The sequence below is a fragment of the Neobacillus niacini genome (assembly GCF_030817695.1).
Lineage (GTDB): Bacteria > Bacillota > Bacilli > Bacillales > Cytobacillaceae > Neobacillus > Neobacillus niacini_F.
In genome coordinates this window covers 3,152,213-3,175,447 of the sequence record NZ_JAUSZQ010000002.1, presented here as the reverse complement: position 1 = coordinate 3,175,447, position 23,235 = coordinate 3,152,213, and the positions used below count along the sequence as shown (strand labels likewise).

Sequence of the window (23,235 nt, the reverse complement as noted above, 5' to 3'; positions counted from 1 at the left end):
GGAGGATTATCGTAATGAAAAAACTGGGACTGCCTATCCAAATTTTACTTGGTCTGATCTTTGGTGTCATCGTTGGGTTGGTATTTTACAAACATCCTGGCGTCGAGACCTATTTAAAACCAGTAGGGGACATTTTTATGCGGTTAATTAAAATGGTTGTAGTTCCCGTTGTTTTTTCGAGTATAGTGGTTGGCATTGCCGGAATGGGCAATGCCAAGCAACTCGGGAAATTAGGGTTTAGAACCATTCTATATTTTGAAGTGGCTACCACGATCGCCATTGTAATCGGTCTGTTGTTTGCGAACGTTTTCCAACCCGGCGCGGGGGTTAATATGCAAACGCTTTCTCAAGGGGACATATCAAAATACGTGGCAGCTGAACAGGAGATGGCTGAGGGGAGTCATTTAGATTTTATTATTAATATAGTTCCGTCTAATATCATTGACTCAATGGCACAAGGGCATCTTTTACCTGTTATTTTCTTCGCTACTCTGTTAGGTCTAGCTATCGCCGCGATGGGAGATACGGGGAAGCCCCTACTGAATTTCTTTAAAAGCTTTTCTAGCGCTATGTTCCATATGGTTTCCTATGTTCTTAAAGTGGCACCGTTCGGGGTTTTTGGGCTAATTGGTGTAACCATTTCCAAGTTTGGTGCAGTCTCACTGATTCCATTAGGAAAATTAATCGTTACAGCTTATGGAGCGTACCTGCTCTTCGCTATCGTCTGCTTTGGATTAGTAGCCAAAATATGTAAAATTAATTTTATCCAGTTTATCAAATATTTTAAGGATGAATTTCTTCTTGTTTTTTCTACGTCAAGTGCCGAATCCGCTCTTCCCCAAGTGATGAAGAAGCTGGAGAGCTATGGGTGCCCGAAATCGATCGTTTCATTTGTAGTCCCGGTTGGATATTCCTTCAATACGGATGGATCTTGTATATATCTGGCTCTTGCTTCCCTTTTTATTGCGCAGCTTTACGGAATTGACATGTCACTAGGTGCACAAATCACGTTGCTGCTAATTCTTGCCATTACTTCCAAAGGCATCTCTGGAGTAGCCGGTGGAGCATTAGTAGTGCTCCTCTCTTCTTTAGCAGCTGCAGGTCTTCCGCTTGAAGGTTTAGCTTTTATCGCAGGAGTTGACTTTCTATTAAATATGGGACGAGCTTGTGTTAACGTAATTGGAAACGCTTTAGCATCCGTAGTCATTACGAAATGGGAAGGTCAATTTGATCATGAAAAGAATAAAGCATACGTTGTTTCCGGTAAAACTGCTGTTTAGGGATGCTAGAAGGGTCGCTGCACCAATTTGCAGCCATTCTTTTCAGAATATTTGTAATTTGGAGTTGGTTTCTAATGCAGGTACTAGAAAAAACGATGACTATCGTTCGTTATCAGAATGAAATTGGAAAAGTATATTACGGAATTGTTGAGGATGATGTAATTTTACAGTTGTCCAGTAATTTTACTGAAATTGTAAACAATGAACTAAAATTTGATGGTGTTAGGGTCAAATATAATGATGTGAAAATTTTGGAGCCGGTGGTACCATTAAAAGTTATTAATTTCGGCTGGACATATGCTGGACATGCAAAGGAGACTGGGGGAAAGGCTAATCTCAAGGAACCGTTTCTATTTCTAAAGCCGACATCTTCTTTGATTCCAAATGAGGGTGACATTATTCTTCCTTCCAATAATTTAACCAAGCAGGTCGAAATGGAAGGGGAAGTTGCACTCGTTATTGGGAAGAGAGGTAAAAATATCAAAGAAGAAGTAGCATTGGATTATGTCTTTGGATGTACAATCTTTAATGATGTAACTGCCAGAGATCTTACAAAAAAAGATCCCCAGTTTACACGTGGCAAAGGTTTTGACACTTTTGGTCCGTTGGGTCCGTGCATCGTGACAGGAATCGATCCAACAAATTTGCGAATTGTTACAACTTTAAATGGCAAAGTTGTACAGGATGGCAATACTAATCAAATGTCTTTGTCAATTCCTTACCTTATCAGTTGGGTTTCCCAGATTATGACATTGGAGCCCGGTGATGTTTTGGCTACTGGTTCTCCTTCTGGCAGTTGTCCAATGAAATCTGGTGACATCGTTACTGTGGAAGTAGAGAATATCGGAAAGCTAGTTAATTATGTTATATAGCAGTTATAGGAAAAGACATTTCAGGATTTCGCCAGTGTCCAAGTTGGTGAACCCTTCATATTTCATATTTTCCAGGAATAGGAGAAACCTAGGCTTGGTATGGAAACTCCTATATAAATTTGTTATTTATGATGAAAGTAGGAATCTAAATGATTAAAAAAATGGAACATACAGCCATTATTGTTGACAATATGAATCATGCTATTCAATACTACTCAGATATGTTTGGATTTAAGGTTCGCCTTCGAGGATCATCTAAAACAAGAGAGATGGCATTTTTATATCTGGAAGAACAGCCTAGTATCGAAATTGAACTGATTCGAGATATTGATCCTATTGGTGAGTATAACAAAAGTGGGATCGTTAACCACCTTGCTTTTGCAGTAGAGGATATTAATCAAGCAATTAGCTATTATGAAAAAAAAGGAATTAAATTTTTATCGGACCAACCAAAATCAACACTTGAAGGAGGTCTTATGATTTTATTTTATGGACCTAATGGTGAATTACTACAATTGATTGAACGAGCAAGAAATTAAAATTATTTAATAGGATTTATAGTTTTAATTTTTGGCTTTGTATTGGGCTAGAAGGAAGCGGCTAATCTAACAATAAACAAGCTGAATTACATCTTACTAATGTCAATTTAATGCTTAACCAAGTTAACACTTGGAGCGGAACATTGAAAACTTTAAGATAAAAACGAGAATTGATATATATAATATAATCCGAATATCAGACGCTACCATAAAGTGTCTGATATTCTTTTTTATCTGCAAAAAATTTAAAGAATGCACTCTATAAAAAAGATTGTGAACAGTTATACTTAAGCTAACGGGTGCGTTAGCGAAAGATCCGGGCTGTTATTTTGGCAGCTTTTCTTTTTGAGCTAATGGGAAGGTTTGTTTAATAAGGCTGTAAAAAATGATGCTTACTAACTCTTTTTTCAAAATCTTTATTACATCTATTTATAGGATTATAATATAATTTAAGGTGAGATTTTAGGGGGAGAGTAAAATGCAAACCGTAAACCACGTAACATGTGAGAAAAGATCTTATACTAGAGAGTTTACATCTCATCAACATGAGTTTGGACAATTTCTTTTTCCGTTAAAAGGATCTTTAGATATTCAAACGAAGTGGCAAGAAATCCATCTTAACTCAGATTATTGTTTTTATATTCCTCCAAAGTTAGAACATAACTACCGTTCTATGGACAGGAATGAATTCTTAATCTTAGATATTCCATTACAATATTTGCCAGAGGATACAAGTGACATGTATATACGGTTGGATAAACAATGGACTTCTATCCGTTATTTGCTATTGGAAGAGGCGAAGAGCCAAGAGAACCTGTCCTCCTTAGTAAATTTAACTAGATATGTGACGAACAAACTTCAAATATCTAAGCCACCATCTATTGAATTCATTCATAAACATTATAAGGAACCAATAAAATTAGAGACTTTAGCTAAAATAGAGCATTACCATCCAGTGTATTATTCATCATGGTTTAAGAAAAAAACGGGGAAAAGCCCAAAAGCCTATATATCTGAACTTCGTTTGAAAGAGGCTAAACATTTATTAATTTCAACAGAGTATTCCATATCGGAGATTAGTGAGGAATTACGTTTTGAGAATTCTTCATCGTTTACAAGGTGGTTTGTTAAATGTGAGGGAATATCTCCCCAAAAATATAGAATTCTTAATAATGGATAAAAAGGATATTAAACTTGGTAAAGAAAATTTTCAAGAAATTTTCTATTATAAGTTTAAATATTCTTTTTTTTTTTGAGGTGATTAAATGAAGGGAAAATTGCCTTCTTTTTTAATATTACTTGCCGCAATACTTTGGGGGACCACGGGTACAACTCAGGCACTTGCCCCAGAAACAGCCCACCCGATTGCTATTGGGGCTACTCGGTTAGCGGTAGGAGGTTTATTTTTATTATTAATGGTTCTGGTAATAGGAAAATTCAACTTCCAAGGTTGGGCAATCAAGACAACGCTAATGGCTTCTTTATGTATGGCTTTGTATCAACCTTTATTTTTCTCGGCAGTTTCAATTACGGGAGTGGCTATCGGGACTGTAGTAGCAATTGGGAGTGCACCTATCTTCTCAGGCCTCATAGAATGGATATATTTAAAGATTCGTCCTTCTAAAATTTGGTGGTACTCTACTTTCCTATCAATATTAGGTTGTCTAATGCTCTTTGTTAATAAAGAATCAGTTTTTGTAGACCCTATTGGAATATTAATGGCTCTTGGGGCTGGGTTATCCTTTGCTAGTTATACTCTTATAAGTAGAACTTTAGTTGAAAAACATTCCTCATTATCAGTAGTAGCAGTTGTTTTCACTCTTAGTGCAATTTGTTTATCTCCAATTTTATTCGTTTTTGATATGTCTTGGATTATGAGTTTTAACGGTGTGGGTGTAAGTCTTCAACTTGGAATTATGGCGACTGGGATAGCCTATTTCCTTTTTGGCAAAGGTCTTATCCATGTCTCTTCATCAACTGCAGTTACACTTTCGTTAGCAGAACCGTTAACTGCAGCATTATTAGGAGTTTTCATATTAGGCGAATACTTAACGATCACTTCATGGTTCGGGATTATCCTCTTAATGCTAGGAATCGGAATCTTATTATGGTCGTCCAAAAAATCTCCTAGCAAAAAGGAACTTAGGATGGTTCAGTAGTGAGTGACATCAAAAATAAATGATAAGAAGGTTGGTTATATCTCTATGACAAAAATTGAGGATTTTTTTAATTTAGATATTCGTGTTGGCACGGTCATCAACGCCACACCTTTTCCTGCAGCAAGAAAACCTGCAATTAAACTACAAATTGACTTCGGAGAAGAGATTGGCATAAAACATTCTTCGGCTCAAATTACACGACGATATTCTCCAGAACAACTTTGTGGTCGGCAAGTGGTAGGAGTAGTTAATCTCCCTCCATTGCGTATCGCAGGGTTTAAATCTGAGGTATTGGTAATAGGCGGGGTCCCTGAAGAGGGGGATGTTATTCTGTTAAAGCCCGATGAGCCAATTAGAAATGGAACACGCATCTCATAATATAGCAGTGATTAATTTGAACATATAGCATTACTTTTTGATACAACTAACAGTAATCATTCCTTTTAAAAAAGGGATGCCTTTTTATTACTAACGAGTGGGAGCATTCCTGATAAAAAGCTAAGTTTGTGAAGGATGTATTTAAAGTAAATGGTGGCGATTGTCCAATAAGACAGTCGCTTTTTTACTAAGGAGTCAGGTTATTGAAGAAGATTTAATACAATTTAAGTATGTTAAAAAAAGGAGGAAATATGAAAACACCTGTTTGATTACTATTGGCAGTTTCTATGATAGCTATTTCTTTTGCAGCAATCTTTGTAAAATGGTCGGAAGCACCAGCCACCATAATAAGTATGAATCGAATGTATTAAGCCTGTCTACTATTATTACCGATGGTGTACTTGAAAAGAAGAGAGTTTATGAAACTATCCAAAAAGGAATGGTTGTTCTTATGTATTGCAGGTGTTTTTCTAGCGATGCATTTTACTTTGTGGTTTGAATCCTTGAAACTAACAACTGTAGCTAGCTCCACTATCATACTTACTTTACAGCCAATAGTCGCTTTGTTAGGGGGATTTCTGATTTACAAAGAAAGAACAAGTATTTCGACCTTAATGGCGATAGGGATTTCAATTATAGGAGTCGTCATGGTTGGATGGGGTGATTTTGGGTTAAGTAATAAATCAGTCATTATCGGTGATGTTTTATCGTTTTTAAGTGTCTTATCCGTTGTAGGTTATTTGTTAATCGGGCAGAATAACGTAAAGAAAATTTCTCATTGGATTTATAGTTTTTGTGTATTCTTGTTTGCTGGTCTTTCTTTAAATGGTTACTCTGATGGTTGGGGCGTTTTTGTAGAATAAAAGGATTGAGGGAATCAAAAAGATGCTTGTGCTTGAACAGTCCTTTGATGCAATATACGCAAGATAGTGCCAGGTATCACCTGAGAAATTGGGCGGTACCTGGCACCTTTTATTTGAATGATTGAAGACAGTTGTTAATTTCCTATTAATCAAACCTATCACTCATTAAGTGTGGATTATATAGAAATGTCACATTTCTGCACTGACAGGATTGATTGAGTTTGCTGATTATATGGTCATATGTGTGTGAGTAATGAACCGTGGGGACGGTTCCGATGGCTTTTGTCTCTACGGATAAAATGGTAGGTATGCTATCAGTTATAGGAGTAGTCCTGAACAAGAATTTGAAAACGATTAAGGGGAAAAGAATCGTGAGAACTGTCCCCAAGGTATTCAGATAAATAGGTGAAAGCACCATCAAAATATGGATGGTGCTTTCACCTATTTTTGAAAAACCAAGAAAAAGAATTTCTTATCAGAAATCTTCTTCTTTTATATTAAGCAGGAGAATTTGCCTGATTGAAGAAGTTATTTAATAGTTAAAAAGAAGGAGTTGGATACTTTGAAAAAGCAACCTGATAATGGAGTAGAATTAATAGAAGCTAAGAGCGGTAAACTTGCAACTTTAGAAATGATATGAAGCTTATGTAGGGAATATGGTGGATAAGATTGGAGAAGTACCTAATTTTGCTAAGGAAATATTGAAGTCATTTGATAAATCAGAAGAAAATTATAATGAGTTTGTGAAACAAGATAAAAACGTCATTGAAATGATAATTAAGCAAAAACTGGAATCTGGCAATTATACAGATGAAGAATTAAAGGATTTGTTGAACAGGTCAGAAAAAATTACTGAAAAGCAAGAAAACGTCCTTGATAAAATGAGCAATCACAAAAGGGATATACGTCTAATTGTCTCCGGGTGTATGGTTGCAGTCTTAAAAAATTATGTTAGAAAATAGGAATAAAGCATAAGCATTCCTGTAGAGTAAGAGAGATTTATTTATTACCTCTATGTAATAACCATTAGAAATCTTTAAAAATAGTGCTCGATTGATCAAAGAACTGTATGGATTAAAAAATTCCACACCTAATGAATTGTTGAAAAAGGTAAATATTCGAAAGTGAGTTAGTATCATATCTCTATTAAAGGGTGGGGAAAATGGAAGTAGAGGTCTATATTGGCGATTTAAGTGATCCAGAATTTGATTATGAAAATGGAAACTGGTCTGGAAATATTCCTAAAAAGGATTAGTAACATTTTTCCTGACGCTCGCAACGTCTTCTTCAAAATCATTAATAAGATTGATAGAGGAGAAATAATCGGAAAGCAAACAGATTGGGGATCTTGGACAGCTATACTTTATCCTAGTGAACTAGGTGATGTTATAAAAGAGCTCTATGGGGAAGAAGCCTGTACAAAAATAATTATATTAGCAGCGTTTTAATTGTTGTAAATCAGTTAGAAAACGAAAAACAATGATGGGCTAGTAGCTTGTGAGATAGGATGATTATGATGTTGCTGATTAAAAATGAACAGGCTTTCTTAACATAGAACTTTCAATTATTTCTCTAAACTTTAAAAATAGTGAAGAGTCTTGTCTTTAACTGTAGGAGGGCAAAGAATATGAAATTAGTCCTTAGTAGAAAAGGATTTGATTCCGGAAGCGGAGGATGTTTGTCTCCCTATAACCACGATACGGGGGAATACATATGGTTTCCAATACCAGAAAAGGTAAATAGTTATTCAAATCAAATTCGATATTCAGATGTACTCGTTAAAAATGGATATCTTAATAGTCTAAAAGGTTCTAATCTAAGTGAAGTTTATAAAAGTTTTAAGGGGAAGGACCGTATAAAGTTACGAAAAGATGAGTACTCTTCCATTGATGATAGTGAGTTATTTGCACACTTTGATCCGATGCTAGGAACACCGCCTTGGGTAGTAATAAATGAAACCTGTAAAATCGGTATGGGGTTCGGACAATTTAACGCTGCACCTCAATTAGGAAATCACAATGTTAACGAAGGATCTATTTTTTTATTTTTTGGTGGTTTTCAATCAACATCAAATAAAAAAATAGCTGGTCATTATCTGTATGGTTGGTTAAAAGTGAAAAAGAGAATAGAAACGTATGAGGAATGTAAAAAAGTTATTGAACCATATAACCTTTATCATCATCCTCACATTACAGAAGCGGCTTTTAAAAGAAACAAGAAGAACTATATATTATTACCTGATCAATGGTTATATGAGGATTTAAATATCCCTGGCTGTGGTTATTTTACGACATTAAACGACTCTTTATTGCTTTCTTGCAACAAGGAATCTAATAGAGGTACCTGGAAATTGCCAATCTTTTTTTATCATAATCTTACACAGGTTCATTTAAAGACATGGGAAAAAACACAAGATGGATTTTGTACAGTAAAAACAGGTATCGGGCAAGAGTTCATCACAGAGCTAACGGAAAGAGGAGAAGAATGGTTACGGGAGCTATTTTTGAAAAACCAAAATAATATATACCGTGAAGAAATGCCTGCTGCAAAAACAGGGATTAAAGAATTGAACTTCCAGGAATATTTAACACAGAAACATATTCTTCGTAAAGGGGAAATGAAGATACAGTCTATTTCTGTAAAGCAATATATGAATAGACTTGAAAGCATGCGTCGCCATGGAATATATAATGAAGAAAACCAGATTGATTCTACTTTGGTTGGAAAAATCCAAGGAAGGTATAAGGATTGGAAAACATATGTGAAGACGATTGAGCATTATTTAAATTTTAAAACGATTAATCAGTAAAAAAACAAAAATCAGAATACTAGTGTAAAGGAGGGGAGAGCGATGGAGCCATTAACGGAACGCGAAGTGAATGATATTCTGAATACGTTATCTCCAGAGCAGCAGGAGTTTTTAAGTGCTCATCTTAAACAGGGCAAGAAGAGTAAATGGCTGGAGGTACTTTCTCAGAAAAAAGGGATTCCTTTAAGCGAAGGGATGACGGATGAAGAGATTGAGGAGCAAATGGAGTTCTGGGTATTGAAAGAAGTACTAGATGGAGGGTTTGGCAACAAACCGTTTCGCTGTGAGTGCGGGACTCCGCTCCGCTATCAATACATTGTCTACCATTCAAAGGAAAAGAAAACCTATAAATTAGGAGTCACCTGCCTGGAAAACTATACGACTTTATCTCCTGAACTGATCAGTGATATTAAGAAAGGATTTCATACCATTGATTTGGAACGGGATGAGATCTTAACAAAATACGAAAGGAAACAATTCTTTCCGATTGAAAAATTTATCTACATAGAAGACTTACCAAAGGACATTGTCCACCAAGCCAAGATTGGGCTACCGTTAACGGACAGGCAAATAGCTACAGTCTACACTATTAAAAAAGAATACGACAAAAAGGTTCAAACAAAAAAGGTACTAGAAGAGTTTAGTGATGCGCAAAAAACAGTCTATGACGCGTTACCCCGGTGGAAGAAAGAAGAAGTGGTTCAAAGATTTATTAATAGGGATGGGTTTAATGTGGAAATCCCAGAGGACTTTCAACATGAGGAAATACAAACCTTTAAAGAAATAGACTTTCCGCTTCTGGAACAGCATTTGTTCAAATTAAACGAGTATCTAAATGCCAGGAGGAGTCAGGAGCAAATACTGCTTAGCCGGCAAAAAGAAATGGGGAAATCGATTAAGATTACCTATGATGAGCTAATAAGACGACATTTAGTTACCTTAAAAAAGGTGAGAGAAAAAGAAGAATCCATCCCGCGGGGGCTGCAAAACGATTGGGTGAAAATTCAGCAGCAAGTTCGAGAGTTAAAGGAAGAGCAGGAAATCGAGTATAGCTCGTTCAAGTTAAATTTAAGTATGTTGGTTTTTGCGCTTAAAATTGAACCGGATCCTTTCCTATAAATATTGAAACCTTCCAATTGAAAGGTGCCTGGAATTTTTTTTTTGGATACTGGTAACGAACACTTATACCTGGGGAATCGTTTCCTTAAAATGCGAAATCGAAGAGACAAGGGGACAATACTAGGAGAATCGTTCCCTCAAAAGGCAAAATTGAGGAGTCAAGGGAACAATACCTGGGGTATCATTCCCTTAAAAGGCGGAATTGAACAGTCAAGGTAACGATACTTGGAGAAATATAGATATTGTTCGGAGTTAACCAATGTTCGAAAGGGAGTATATTTTATGCCAATACTACCTGAAGCAATTAATGCAGCATTTGAAACACCAGGCAGGGAGCGTACGATAAAGGAAATTAAGGATTGGATATATGAGAAATACGGGATCGATGGAGGGACATTGGTACAAGTATGGCAGATATGGTACCTGTTTCCCAAGGAGGAAATGAATCATCACGATCCCGGAAGATTATCGTGTAATAAATAAAGTTTCTAGAGGAAAGTATTGTCTCATAAATTACGAAAGTATGAAAGAAGACTTGCGAAGAGTTAAAACAGCAGGCAGGAATTTTCCGAAGTTATCCAAATAGAAGATAAAAAAGATAATCAACCACATTATTTTATCAACACGCCAAACGATAATACCATCGAAGTCTATAGCTCTCAAAGACTTCCATATGAGCCGAAAGGATAGAAAAAATCTTTTAATCTGTGGAAAGTATTAATAGATGAAGAACCAAGAAATGTAGAAAAAAATCTAATTTATGATTTCAAGAATATATATAACAAGAGACCTTTTGCGAATCTAAAAGACTGATTATATTCTATTATAGAAGTATTATGGTAAAAGAAAGAACCGAACTTCCTTTAGAAATTTGAAGGACGTAGTAAATGGGGAGGAACTTTATGAACGTTGATTGCCATTTTCATGTGGATGAAACAATGTTGACCCTCGAAAAAATGATAGAGGGTATGAATAAACATAATGTATCTAAAACAGCCTTGATTGCCCCCATGAATGAAACCATGTTCGAAGTAGATAGTACTTTTCAACATAATTTACAAAGCTTTTTCCGTTTTCTAATACTGAATGCACCACAAATTGGACTCAAAATTTATGATGGGCTAGTCAAAGATGGCTATTTCAAACTTTATGGGAATTCATACAAAATTTTTACCAAGCCGAATAATGACATTGTTGTTGCTGCCATTGATCGGTTTCCAGACCGATTTCTAGGCTGGGTTGCAGTGAACCCATTGATTCCTGAATCAGTGGAAGATGTAGAGGTTTATCTTAATAAACCCGGTTTTATCGGAGTAAAAGCTCATCCGTTCATGCATGGATATAGTATGGAGGTACTTGATCCAGTTGCAGCTATGTGTGAATCAAAAGGAATACCTATGATTATACATCTATCTTCAGAACCTGACTCGTTTAAATATTTGCCTGAAAAGTATCCGAAACTTAAAGTAATTTATGCTCATGCAGGTCTTCCTTTTTGGAAAAAACTATGGAAATTCGTTAAGGATCAACCAAATGTATTTGTTGATACATCAAGTGACTACCTTAATCCGTCTATTGTAAAGAAAGTAGTAGAAGCTCTAGGGTATCGTAAAGTGCTTTATGGTTGCGACGGACCATATGGAATGAAAAAATTCAATGAATATGACTATTCAGTTAAGAAAAGTTGGATTGAGTCACTTCAAATTCCTGATAACCAAAAGGAATATATTCTTGGGAAAAACTTTTTAGGATTGATTAATTGAAAACGAATATGTTATTCCCAAAAAGAATCCCCTAAGTGTAACCATGGTAAAGGTTCAAGGCTAATAGTCATTTTTCTAACAAATGTAATTGCTCCTTACATAGAGAACGAAAAAGGAGGGATACTTGTTGAAAAAAGAATATATTAAGCTGATCCAAAAGCTATCCAATCCGAACCTAAATGGACGAGTACCAGGAACAAAAGGGCATGACGTTGCAAGAAAACTTATCTTGGAACAGTTTGAGAAGTTGTCGTTAACTCCATTAGTAGAGAAAGAATGGGAACAAACCTATACCGCTTTTCATGGTAAAATCGGACGAAATCTCCTTGCCAGAAAAAAGGGACACGGTGATAAATGGCTGCTTTTAGGAGCCCACTATGATCATTTAAATGGCTGTCCAGGGGCAAATGATAATGCTGCTGCCGTCGGCATACTACTGTCTGTGCTTGATTCATTAAAGTCATCAAACTTAAATATAAATATTGTTCTAGCAATCTTTGATATGGAGGAGCACAGATACTTTTTAACCAAAAGTATGGGTAGTATCCATTTTTATCGCGATAGTCAAAAACGATTAAATTACGATCATTTTCTTGGAGCATTTATTTTAGATTTGTGTGGTCATTCTGTAGGTGTAAAAGACCGTGAAAACTCTTTGTTCGTGATTGGAGCAAATACATCCCCATTCCTATCGCAATCTATTGAAATCACACAAAATCATATAAAAAATCTTCAAGTATACCGGTTGAGAAGCAGAAGATTATTTCATTTATCCGATAATTATATCTTTGATCGTAACAGGAAGCCGAACCTATTTTTCACATGTGGTCATGATCCCAACTATCATACTCCGAAAGATACATTTGAAAAATTAAATCTAGAGAAGATATCAAATATCTCTACCTATATCACACACTGCATTCTAACAATAAACAGGAAATTTGGTGATCATACTGCTGAATTTTTACTTACCTCTGCTGAAAATCCTCCATTCAATCATGAATCAGAAACAGCTGAGCTAAGCCGTTTTTTTAATGCTGAAATAGGACCTCATCATAATCTTGACCGCATATGCGATTTCTTGATAAGAGAATTATCAAAAACTCCAAATAATGATTTAGAAAAAATCAAATCAACTTTGAAAGACTTGGGGATACTTTAATCCAGCCGGGGTGCTCTCTTTTTGCCTTTTCTAAATATTACATTTTAGACTACCTTTTTAAAGTAATCCTCCCTAATTTTGTTTATTGACTACATAACGAGATGATTTCCAACGTTTCTTCAGCAGGAACGAGGCTTTTTCTTGTTCTGAAGAAGCCGAGGATTTCCACAAGAAGACTAGCATATAGAGGTTTAACATCTTTATCAATATCTGCATTATGAAAGCCTTGGTCAATATGAAGGGTCACTCCAAGCTCATAGGTTAAATTTAATCCTGCAGTATTTCTTAATTGTAAAAATAGTGCAAATTTTATATAGTTTATACGAAGTCCTTTAATAATTATCCAGGGAGGTATAATTTCGATGAAATACAGACGTTTAGGGAATAGTGGGTTAAAGGTAAGTGAAATAAGTTTAGGAAGCTGGTTAACCTACGGGAAAACGGTTGAAGATAACACAGCTGAGAAAACCATACATAAAGCATACGAACTAGGGATAAATTTCTTTGATTCTGCCAATGTTTACGAGCGTGGTGAAGGTGAACGAGTTATGGCTGGGGCGTTAAAGGAATATCCACGTGAATCCTATGTCATTACCACAAAAGCGTTCTGGCCAATGGGTGAAGGTCCGAATGATCGCGGATTATCAAGGAAGCATGTAATTGAACAAGCAAATGCGAGCTTGAAGCGAATGAACTTAGATTATGTGGATATTTTTTATTGTCACCGCTATGATCCAGAAACGCCAGTGGAAGAAACGTTGAGAGCCATTGATGATTTAATTCGTCAAGGGAAAATTCTTTATGCTGGTGTAAGTGAATGGAGTGCGGCTCAGATTGAAGAGGCAGTCCGTGTCGCTGATAAATTCCTTTTAGATCGAATTGTCGTGAACCAGCCTGTATATAACATGTTAAACCGCTATATTGAAAAAGAAGTTATTCCAGTGAGTTCAAAACATGGAATCGGACAGGTGGTCTTTTCTCCTCTCGCTCAGGGAATACTAACAGGAAAATATAAAGGGAATACCATTCCAGAGGATAGCCGTGCCTCCAATGCAGAAATCAACAACTTCATGAAAGGTATGTTGACGGAGACTACCTTTACGAAGGTGGAACAGTTAGAGAAGATTGCCAAGGAATTAGAAATCACTCTCCCTAGCCTTGCGTTAGCATGGATTTTACGTCAGCCAAATGTTTCAAGCGCATTAATTGGTGCAAGTAGACCAAGCCAAGTAGAAGAAAATGTCAAAGCCGTTGAAATTGAACTTACGAGTGAGGTTATTGAAAAAATTGAGGGGATTTTGCATAGAGACACTTTTAAATTGGGCCGTTGAAAAGTAAGTAGTTCAATTTTTGAGGATAAAATAATATTAAAAATAGAGTGCTAAAACTTCGAAGGTTTTAGCACTCTATTTTTGTTGTTTTATTAATAGTAAACAAGAATTAGCAACGGTTGGGATTTAGTAGAATAGTACGTTTTTTATCAAGTATACAAATAAGGGAACGAATGGAGAAGTTAAGCTATCCAAAAGTGTGTAATTTAGAAAGGTTTTTATGGGGGAGGCAAATCATTTCAATCATTAGATCATGAAATGAGGTGCCTGGCACTTTTTTTTGAGAGAAAAGAAAATTACATTTAATAATTACAAAAAATATCTAGTTCTTCTATGGATGAATAACTCGCTTTTTTTTTATAATTAAGTAACATATATATAACATATTTTTAAAAATACAACCTAATGCTCTACACCCTGTAAAAGATTGTATTTTTAAACCAAATAAATTTTCATGATAGGAAAGATCGTTAATGAAATCACTTATTTGGAAACATTAGATGGCGGATAGCCTTTTATCAATTTAAACACATTGCTAAAATATGAAACATCATTGAAACCGCACCGTTCAGCAACCTCAGTTACCGAAAATCCACCTGTGGCCAACAACATCTCAGCATTATTACAACGAATTAAATTCAAATATTCTTTGAACGAGTAACCGGTATTTTCTTTAAATAGTTTTCCGAAATAAACCGGATGAAGATTGAAGAGCGTGGCTATTCCAGACAATTCAAGTTTATCCGGGTAGCGCTCATTAACGTAATCCAACACTTTTTTCACTCTTAAATCTGTTTGTATATAGGACGATTTATGAGAGGAAATCAATAGAAGCTTATGGATAATCAGCATAAATAGAGCTCTTGCTTGCATGATATATCCCGGCTGCTTACTCATCCATACTTGTGTGAACTGTTTGATATAACCCCTAATCTCACTCGTTATGACATTTTTCGTCACGGGTTCCAATGGCAGAGCGATGGGACTGCCCGCTGGTGTCCAATTGAAATTAAAAGCGAAAGAATGCATTGGATTTTCGTAGAATGTATGTGCTTCGCGGACGCTGCCCTCAGGTATGTATATGACGTCCCCGGCTTCGACAGTGTATTTTACTCCATTAATGAAATAGTTGGCTTTCCCGGCCACAACGAAAGTCAAGTCCTGGAAGCCGATTTTTTTGTTAATGATTTCCCATCCGGGAGTACAACGTCTATCAACAAAAAGAAGAATATGTGGAACCAAGTTTTGTAGCATTTCAATATCCATGTGTACACCCCCCTTAATTAACTTAATAGAATGGAGCAGAATTCTCAAGAGATAATTACAGTTTCATATTCAAGGAAATCTTTTAAAGTCATAGGACAATGAAATTAGAAAAAATGAGCTTTTGGTACTGTCTGTAGCATTATTCACGTAAAGGAGGTGATGAAAGGAATAATAATTATTTTACAATTTACTAGAAAAAGAAGGCGCTTAACATCGTTGTACGACACCAATGGGAATGAACATCGAGAACCCCACTCAAAAAAAAATCGGGGAAATATTCTTCTTGGAGGACATATTATTGGAAAATAAACGATCTCTTAAAGTGCTGATAAAAAAAACCGCTAAGGGGGCTTTGTCTCTATCACTCTCAGTACTGCTAGCGGTACCAGTCTTAAATAGCCTTTCGCCGTTAGTTGCCGACGCAGCTACCACCGAATTACCTCCCACGGGACTAACCTACGAAAATTATCCGGCACTAAAGGATGTCTATAAAGATTACTTCTCCTTTGGGATTTTTGGTAAGGGTGAGATTGAGGGAATGCTATACAATTACGCTTCGTATACACCGGGGAATGAGATGAAACCGGAGAGTACTCAAAGTGAAAAAGGTATTTTTACATATACTAGTGCTGATAATGTGATGAAAACCTATTCTGATAGAAACCCAGATATGCTTTTCTACGGACATACTCTCGCGTGGCATTCACAGTCACCTACGTGGATGTGGGATGCACCACCGGCTAGATACGGTCAGCCAGGTAAATTTGATAGAGAAACGGCTCTAGAAAACCTCAATACTCATATTGAAAATGTACTTGGCCACTACGGAAGCACCATTGAAGGTATGGATGTTGTTAACGAAGCGATTGGAAACTCAATTCCTGGCGATTGGAAAGCGTCCTTAGCCAAAGGAGAAGGCTGGTATATGGCGCTAGGCTGGGAATGGGTAGAGCTTGCCTTCTTGAAAGCAGCCGAAGTTGTTGACCACAATGGATGGGATGTCAAACTGATCTACAACGATTTTGGTCTTGATTCTCCTTCGAAAGCTCGAGTTGTTTATGAAATGGTAAAAGATATTAATGAGCGGTATGCAGGTGTCCGGCCAAATGGTAAACCTCTGATTGAAGTGATTGGTATGCAGGGACACTACAACCTCTCTACCAATGTTCAAAACGTTGAGGAAAACATCAAGCTATTTGCGACACTCCCAGGAGTTAAGGTTAACGTTACTGAGATGGACATTGCTTTACCACCTGGTGAACTTACACCTGAGAATGAAAATAATCAAGGTATGAAGTATGCTGAATTGTTCCAAATCTATCGAAATTATGCTGCAGGTCCAGCAAATACTACAGGCAATCCAAAGGTTATTACAACAGTGAAACTCGCCGGCGTGAGAGATGTACTCACTGGCTGGAAAGGCGGCGAATTTGCGATGGTGTATGACTACGATGGTAAAGCCAAAGAAGCATTGCTAGGGATTCTCTACCCTGCAGAGTTTCTTGCAACCCACAATTACATTGACCCGGAAAAAGAAGAGCAAAAGCAAATCGACGGTGTCTATGTGTATGATACTAGCAAAGGAGATAATTGGTCCGGAGCAAATATCATCCTAGGTAACGATGCAACCCAGTGGCCATGGTCTACAACCGATGAAGGCGGAAAAGTAGCTTTCACTCCCGAGAAAGACGCAACCTACCGTTTAAGTTTCAACTATACCGCAAAAGGTACAACCTCTATCCGTGTACGTTGGATAAAAGATAATTTAAATGGCGGTTATACGAGTACTGATGGAGCGAACGTAAACAGCCATCCGTATTCTGCTAACCAAGTGGCTACGTATTTACCTGCGTATTTCAACAGTGGTATGGTAAATATGGGAAGCTATACGTTAACGACTGAAATAAAATTAGATGGTTCACAACCTGCTGATGGTCTGATTGGTAACATCGCCATCCGTGGCGGCGGAGGAGGTAACGCCTTCTCGATCAACTGGATTAAGGTGGAAAAAGTTGGAGCGGGCGGAGAGCCCGATACACTTCTTGTTAATTGGCCTGAGGGTAATGGCGAAGAGCCAGTAGATCGTGAGCATCCAGTAACTACAGCAAGCGGTGTACCAACTGATTGGACGAATCAAGACGTTTCGGTAAAATTATCAGCCACTGATGAAAATTCAGGTGTTGCGAAAACCGAATATAAGATTAACAATAACGAGTGGGTCCCTTATACAGATGGAATTCAAGTCACCACCGAAGGTGTGAATACGGTTTACTATCGAAGCGTGGATAAAGCAGGGAATACGGAAGATACAAAATCGGTTGTAGTGTTGATTGACAAAACGGCACCAACCTTAGACTTTTCATTTAATCAATCAGTCATCAGTGATCGAAATCATAAAATGGTTCCAATTACAGCCACTGTAAATGCTTATGATACTATTTCGGATGTTGCTACCGTGCAGCTAATATCTATTGTTAGCAATCAGTCCGATAATGGAACAGGTGATGGAAATTCAACACAAGATATCCAAGAAGCGGATTTTGGAACATTCGATACTAATTTCTTGATACGTGGAGAGAGAAGGGGCAGCGGAGACCGTATTTATACCGTCACTTATAAGGCAACAGACAATGCGGGCAATTCTACCCTTACGACTCAAATGATTACCGCGAAGCACGATAATTCCAGTAAATAAAAAAAGCTAAAGGCAGTGATACGTTCATACTATCACTGCTTTTACTAATTTAGGAATGATGATTTTAGCGGCGGTCATTTTTATAACGTTTTGGAAAAGGAAAAAATCATTATGGTGGTGGAGAATGAATAAAAAGGAGTATATTGAGAATACATAGAGGAGTTGTTCTAAAAACTTCTTAAATTGTTGGATGAGTTATGGGTCAAGCTTTAAGGGAGCGCTAAAGAGCTCACAATTACATATAGGAAAAACTGGGTGGTGCCTGGCCACTTTTATTTTGTAAATATCAAGATAGTCACTTAATTATGAAAACATGAGAAGGGGAGATATATGTTAATCCAATGTACGAAATCTTTGCTGGATCAGCTTGGAATAAAGAATAGTGAACTGCATCCTCAAGAAGGGCATGAGCAGTTCCCTAATAGCTTCATGGCATGGCATGCTAATTTTGTCAGTATTGATAGAAAAAAAGCGATTGTTTTGATGAATTATGAAACAAGGTATTCGATCGTTATCTATAGGCCAAGTAAAAAGGATTATTCCAAAATAAATGAATTAATTCGTGAGGCAATCATTACGGCTTTACGTATGGAAGGTGTCCGTAAAGAAGTCATTGAAGCATATATGGAAAAAGCGGGTGAAATAACGTTTTCGAAAACGGCAAGTAGAAGTATGGTTGGAAAGATGAATAATGCCTTGCGTGAAATTGAGATCATGCAAGAATATTCAGATGAAAAGACAAGAATACAACGATACATTAGCATGATAACCGGCAACTTTATTCAATTGTCTGGAAACGATCCAGGGTTTTATCCCATTGAAAAAATGCTCGAATGCCTCAGCCTTATTTATGGACAGGAAGGTCATGAAGCGGTGGAGGATGTTCTTGAAATCGATATGTATCAACTGAAAATTAAAATCAATCTAGAGGGGCATGAAATTTGGCGACGGGTTATAGTGCCTTCCACTTTTTCCTTTAGACATTTACATAATATTATTCAAGCAGTTTTTGATTGGCATAACGATCATTTACATGAGTTCGTTGTGGAAAGAGCGGAAAGGAAGGACCTCAAAATTGTGATGGATGACGACACTGAGTCGATGGAATTTTTTGATTTTGAAGCATTTGAGATTCTTCAGGAGCGATTTGTTGCCCTTGAAGAAATTTTTCCAACCTATGGTGAAGTGCTATATGAATACGATTTTGGTGATTCCTGGGAACATACCATAACAATGGAAAAGGTCGTAAAATCAAATGAGTTGCGTGCAATATTTGTTGAAGGAATCGGAGAGAGACCTCCTGAAAATGTAGGTGGAGAAGGCGGTTATGAGGAATATCTACGAATTATGGCAGATGAAAACGATCCAGAACATGAGGACATGAAAACATGGGCAGAAAATCAAAAGGAAAGAAACATAAGCCAAGCGAAGATTAATAATAGACTTAAGCATATCATTAAAGGTTATCGATATTCATATTTTTTGTGATTAGAGATAAATGGGTCTGTCCTCCAGTGAACTACTGCTTTAATGCAACGGGGGAACCCATTTACCCATGATCCTTTAAATAAAGATAGTGCAAATAATTAGCAAAAAAGCTTAAATAAAGGGATCTTAAAGGTATGTTCCTTTTTTAGAATTGATCTGAATAGATAGGTAAGGGAGGGATCGCATAGTATCCCTCTTTTTTGCTGATAAAAGTGGTATCTTCAGATAACATAGACAACTATTCCAAATATGGGATGCTTTTGGTGTATTTAAAGATTGAAAGGTTGATTGCAATGTACATAAACAAGATTTGTTAAAGCACATTAAAGAATTGGGAATCGACGAATTCATTCATCAATGAAAAGTATTGGACAAGTTGAGAGTGGGGCGGATACTGGTACTTGATGTACTTACAGAATATATGAAAAATGGTCTTTTGGTTTTCCTGCTCATACATGGTCGTGCGAATAATCCTCGATTTTATGTCAATGACTCACCATCTTGTGTTGGATTGCTAACGGAACTGTTTCGAAAACGTCCGAGTATTGTTCGCTCATGGTATCCAACGCATTCGGTAGCTGCCTTGGGAAAAGAGGCACATGAGTTTATTGTGGGAAATAACAATTCGATACGCCTTGTGCACGCGAATCGAGTTGGGGGAAATTACTCGATCGGAATGCAACCATCTTGTTAGTAGGAGTCGATTTACGAAGATGTACATATATTCATGGGGTCGAGGAATGGCTTGATATACCAGGCCGATTGACCGATAATCACGAAATGCTTTACACAATATTACCGGATAAAACGGAAATTTCCATACCGCAAAGAAGACATATGGGTCATACCTCTGAAAAATACCATATTTAGTAAATTAATAGCTTATTAACCCTTTAAAATATATTTGACGAAATGGAATAGCTTTTTTATTACATTCATCATGATTAAATTCAAATAGGATGGTCCCTCATCGATAGTAATTTGAATATTACATCCTTTTGTAGGTTTTTCTTCTGTTCCACCAGTTAGCTCCGAAATAACGGCTGTTACTTTTTTTCCTCTTTTTAGTAAAGGATTCATTTTTTCTGCAACATGAGATTTTAACCAACCCAATTGCTCTTTATTATTACGGCAAACCTTGATGGCTTCAGGATGATCTGGATTTGGTGCAGGAATTAAAAGTAAACTCTCTCCTGTATGACAATGTTTAAGTATTGATTGTCGATCCGAACCATCTTCATTACTGAATGTTACCCCGGCAACTTTCGTAAAAAATGTTTCACTCATGCTTTCGGGAGATTGTCGTTGGGAAAACTTTAATTTATCGAATAAATTTTCAACTGCCTCATCCCTTGTTTTTCCAGTAACACGTACTACTCCTTTTCTATCGATGGCAATCCATCGATTCTTATGCCTTTGAACTCTTCCAACCCACCGATTGACGGCAGGTGGCATATTTGACACAGGCATTGATATTGATTCCGATTTTCCACTTTTAATAATTTCGTACCCATCTTTCCATTTTGAATACAATAGGTTCGAGTATTGAATACCTTTGAAGCTATTATTAAACTCTTCCCTAGACTCGAATCCAATTTGCTTCCAAATTGGATCGTCCATTCTTGCCTTACGTTCTGACCACTTTCTAGCAGATTCTTCCCTGCATTCTTTACAAATAAAACCGTAGCCACTAATATTTTCAGGAACAACAAACGATTCAAGATTCTTTTCAATATTGCATGTTCTACAAGTTCTGGTTCTCTTTTTCTGCTTCTTTCCATGTTCCTTCCCTAATGGCATGACCACTTTAATATTTTTCTCAGATTTTTCATTTAGGACTACAATAAGGACCTGAAATTCAGTTTCTGATAATTGAAGTATGCTTTCCCTTTCAAATCCCTTGTTAATATAACGAACTTTCACGGTTATATAGCCATGAACTCTTTCCATTACCTCACAGTTAATGATATTACGTATATTCAAAAGATCAGCTGATCCATGCTCGATTTTTAGGCTTTTTTTATTTGCTTTTACAGTGCATCCACTGAAAACTCCTGATAAAACTTTGCCCATAAAACATTCCTCCCGCTATGGTTAGTTTGTCTTTTTTTACACTCTAATATTGATTGTCTATATTATTCGTTCATGAAGGGGAGGTTTTTTGAATATACCTACGGGTTCGGTTATGGAGAATTCAATAGTAATAGTAAATCCGATTATTTATGTAGACTGGCTTCATCAGGAAAATGCGCCAACTGTATTAGTATACGGTCATTATGACGTACAGCCCGATGACCCATTCACTTATGGGAAACTCCTCCGTTTGAACCAGACATCCGCGATGAAAAAATCTTTGCCAGAGGGGCAACAGACGACAAAGGGTAGACGTTCTTACATATTAAAGCTGTCGAAGCACTACTGAAAGTAGAAAATAAATTACCGGTAAACCTAAAATTTTGTATCAAAGGAGAAGAAGAAATCGGAAGTTCGCACCTTCCACAGTTTTTATCACAAAATAAAGAAAAATTAGCCTGTGATGTGGTGGTCATATCCGATTCTGATATGCGGGATAGAGGAGTTCCTGCGATTACTTATTCTTTAAGAGGTCTTTGTGCTCTCGAGGTTTCCCTTAAAACCGCTAATACTACGGATTTGCATTCAGGTATGTTCGGAGGGGGGGGTCAGAACGCTAACCATTTATTAGTGCAGCTGCTTTCTACTCTTCATGATGCAAATGGAAAGGTAAATGTTGATCATTTTTATGATGAGGTTTTAGAATTGACAGAATTTGAGAAGGAACAAATTAAAGCACTGGGCTTTGATGAAGAAAAGCTAAAAAAATCGTTAGGATTAACAGAATTAACGGGAGGGGAAACAAATTATCCATATCCTGAGAAAATCAGTTCTCGACCAACATTAGAATTAAACGGCATATGGGGTGGATTTCAGGGGGAAGGTACAAAAACCGTGATTCCGAACGAGGCACCTGGCAAAATCACCTGCCGTCTAGTTAATAATCAAAATCCAGAGAAAATCCAGGGCTTAATCAAAAAATATTTGGAAGAACAAGCACCAAAAGGATGCACGGTAAAAGTGACACTTCAAGATACAGGTAATCCATTCTTAACCCCAATCGATCATATGATGATTCAAAAAGCGGCTGAAGCCTACGAACAGGTTTATGGTGCATCACCTGTTTATAAAAGAGAAGGGGGCTCGATTCCGATTGTATTGGATTTCAACCATACCCTAAATACTCCTGTTGTCTTAATGGGATTCGGGTTGCCAGATGAAAATCTCCATGCTCCGAATGAACATTTTAACTTAGAAAACTTTGATAAAGGGAGCTTAACGATCTGTTCATTTTTAGAACGGGTCTAAACAGATGAAAGGAATAACCTGGATCACCTCCTTTCTAAGGATAATGCAGTCCTTGTGAACTGATAAAAAGTTGACTGTTACTTGTTTGTTTAGTTTTGAGAGTTTAATCTCTCTATTATATTTCGTAGTG

Annotated in this window: 20 protein-coding genes and 2 pseudogenes; 19 read left to right on the top strand and 3 right to left on the bottom strand. The window is 36.8% G+C overall.

The features are described 5' to 3' along the window. Positions 1 to 14: 14 nt before the first annotated feature. The 13 genes and pseudogenes from QFZ28_RS16150 (at position 15) to QFZ28_RS16085 (ending at position 12,944) form a co-directional block, all read left to right on the top strand. On the top strand, positions 15 to 1,280 hold the full coding sequence (locus tag QFZ28_RS16150) for a cation:dicarboxylate symporter family transporter (RefSeq protein WP_307195582.1): 1,266 nt from the start codon (positions 15 to 17) through the stop codon (positions 1,278 to 1,280). Between the two features lie 74 nt (positions 1,281 to 1,354). Beyond that, positions 1,355 to 2,152, top strand: a complete 798-nt coding sequence (locus tag QFZ28_RS16145; RefSeq protein ID WP_307195581.1) for a fumarylacetoacetate hydrolase family protein — start codon at positions 1,355 to 1,357, stop codon at positions 2,150 to 2,152. Between the two features lie 149 nt (positions 2,153 to 2,301). Continuing rightward, positions 2,302 to 2,691 carry a VOC family protein gene (locus tag QFZ28_RS16140; protein WP_373428080.1) on the top strand — a complete coding sequence of 130 codons (390 nt, stop codon included), beginning with the start codon at positions 2,302 to 2,304 and terminating at the stop codon, positions 2,689 to 2,691. Between the two features lie 478 nt (positions 2,692 to 3,169). Continuing rightward, positions 3,170 to 3,871, top strand: coding sequence for an AraC family transcriptional regulator (locus tag QFZ28_RS16130; RefSeq protein ID WP_307195579.1), 702 nt, complete (start codon positions 3,170 to 3,172; stop codon positions 3,869 to 3,871). A gap of 85 nt (positions 3,872 to 3,956) precedes the next feature. After that, a complete protein-coding gene (locus QFZ28_RS16125; protein ID WP_307195578.1) occupies positions 3,957 to 4,850 on the top strand; it encodes an EamA family transporter in 894 nt (297 codons plus the stop codon). Between the two features lie 45 nt (positions 4,851 to 4,895). Continuing rightward, positions 4,896 to 5,228, top strand: a complete 333-nt coding sequence (csaA, locus tag QFZ28_RS16120) for a chaperone CsaA (RefSeq protein WP_307197046.1) — start codon at positions 4,896 to 4,898, stop codon at positions 5,226 to 5,228. Between the two features lie 287 nt (positions 5,229 to 5,515). Beyond that, positions 5,516 to 6,064, top strand: a pseudogene (locus QFZ28_RS16115) (DMT family transporter); the annotation flags it as partial. A 686-nt stretch (positions 6,065 to 6,750) separates the two neighbouring features. Next, positions 6,751 to 7,053: a hypothetical protein gene (locus tag QFZ28_RS16110; protein ID WP_307195577.1), complete on the top strand. Its 303-nt coding sequence runs from the start codon at positions 6,751 to 6,753 to the stop codon at positions 7,051 to 7,053. A 665-nt stretch (positions 7,054 to 7,718) separates the two neighbouring features. Next, entirely contained in the window at positions 7,719 to 8,900 is a 1,182-nt protein-coding gene (locus QFZ28_RS16105; RefSeq protein WP_307195576.1) for an Nmad3 family putative nucleotide modification protein, read from the top strand. Between the two features lie 42 nt (positions 8,901 to 8,942). Then, complete coding sequence (locus QFZ28_RS16100) at positions 8,943 to 10,019, top strand: hypothetical protein (RefSeq protein ID WP_307195575.1); 1,077 nt, start codon at positions 8,943 to 8,945, stop codon at positions 10,017 to 10,019. 282 nt (positions 10,020 to 10,301) lie between these two features. Further along, positions 10,302 to 10,502: a hypothetical protein gene (locus tag QFZ28_RS16095; RefSeq protein WP_307195574.1), complete on the top strand. Its 201-nt coding sequence runs from the start codon at positions 10,302 to 10,304 to the stop codon at positions 10,500 to 10,502. A 419-nt stretch (positions 10,503 to 10,921) separates the two neighbouring features. Then, positions 10,922 to 11,782 (top strand): amidohydrolase family protein, encoded by an 861-nt coding sequence (locus tag QFZ28_RS16090; protein WP_307195573.1) that lies wholly within the window; start codon positions 10,922 to 10,924, stop codon positions 11,780 to 11,782. Between the two features lie 127 nt (positions 11,783 to 11,909). Beyond that, complete coding sequence (locus QFZ28_RS16085; protein ID WP_307195572.1) at positions 11,910 to 12,944, top strand: M28 family peptidase; 1,035 nt, start codon at positions 11,910 to 11,912, stop codon at positions 12,942 to 12,944. A gap of 82 nt (positions 12,945 to 13,026) precedes the next feature. On the opposite strand, the gene QFZ28_RS16080 is transcribed toward QFZ28_RS16085, so the two are convergent. Then, positions 13,027 to 13,191, bottom strand: coding sequence for a hypothetical protein (locus tag QFZ28_RS16080; protein ID WP_307195571.1), 165 nt, complete (start codon positions 13,189 to 13,191; stop codon positions 13,027 to 13,029). A 115-nt stretch (positions 13,192 to 13,306) separates the two neighbouring features. Between QFZ28_RS16080 and QFZ28_RS16075 the strand changes: the two genes are divergently transcribed. After that, positions 13,307 to 14,275: an aldo/keto reductase family protein gene (locus QFZ28_RS16075; RefSeq protein WP_307195570.1), complete on the top strand. Its 969-nt coding sequence runs from the start codon at positions 13,307 to 13,309 to the stop codon at positions 14,273 to 14,275. A 483-nt stretch (positions 14,276 to 14,758) separates the two neighbouring features. On the opposite strand, the gene QFZ28_RS16070 is transcribed toward QFZ28_RS16075, so the two are convergent. Further along, the gene (locus tag QFZ28_RS16070; RefSeq protein ID WP_307195569.1) at positions 14,759 to 15,541 is read right to left on the bottom strand and encodes an AraC family transcriptional regulator; all 783 of its coding nucleotides are present in this window, start codon (positions 15,539 to 15,541) and stop codon (positions 14,759 to 14,761) included. Positions 15,542 to 15,839: 298 nt separating this feature from the next. Between QFZ28_RS16070 and QFZ28_RS16065 the strand changes: the two genes are divergently transcribed. From QFZ28_RS16065 to QFZ28_RS16055, 3 genes and pseudogenes are all read left to right on the top strand, one after another. Continuing rightward, on the top strand, positions 15,840 to 18,236 hold the full coding sequence (locus tag QFZ28_RS16065; protein ID WP_307195568.1) for an endo-1,4-beta-xylanase: 2,397 nt from the start codon (positions 15,840 to 15,842) through the stop codon (positions 18,234 to 18,236). Positions 18,237 to 18,566: 330 nt separating this feature from the next. Beyond that, positions 18,567 to 19,724: a plasmid pRiA4b ORF-3 family protein gene (locus tag QFZ28_RS16060; protein WP_307195567.1), complete on the top strand. Its 1,158-nt coding sequence runs from the start codon at positions 18,567 to 18,569 to the stop codon at positions 19,722 to 19,724. A gap of 330 nt (positions 19,725 to 20,054) precedes the next feature. Beyond that, positions 20,055 to 20,567 (top strand): annotated as a pseudogene (locus QFZ28_RS16055) (AAC(3) family N-acetyltransferase); the annotation flags it as partial. Positions 20,568 to 20,609: 42 nt separating this feature from the next. On the opposite strand, the gene QFZ28_RS16050 reads toward QFZ28_RS16055, so the two are convergent. Continuing rightward, complete coding sequence (locus QFZ28_RS16050) at positions 20,610 to 21,797, bottom strand: hypothetical protein (protein ID WP_307195566.1); 1,188 nt, start codon at positions 21,795 to 21,797, stop codon at positions 20,610 to 20,612. 112 nt (positions 21,798 to 21,909) lie between these two features. On the opposite strand from QFZ28_RS16050, the gene QFZ28_RS29820 reads away from it, so the two are divergent. Together QFZ28_RS29820 and QFZ28_RS16045 are read left to right on the top strand one after the other, a co-directional pair. After that, the gene (locus QFZ28_RS29820) at positions 21,910 to 22,146 is read left to right on the top strand and encodes a hypothetical protein (protein WP_373428079.1); all 237 of its coding nucleotides are present in this window, start codon (positions 21,910 to 21,912) and stop codon (positions 22,144 to 22,146) included. Further along, positions 22,122 to 23,105, top strand: a complete 984-nt coding sequence (locus QFZ28_RS16045) for a dipeptidase (RefSeq protein ID WP_373428143.1) — start codon at positions 22,122 to 22,124, stop codon at positions 23,103 to 23,105. Before QFZ28_RS29820 ends, QFZ28_RS16045 begins: the two co-directional genes overlap by 25 nt. Positions 23,106 to 23,235 lie beyond the last annotated feature (130 nt).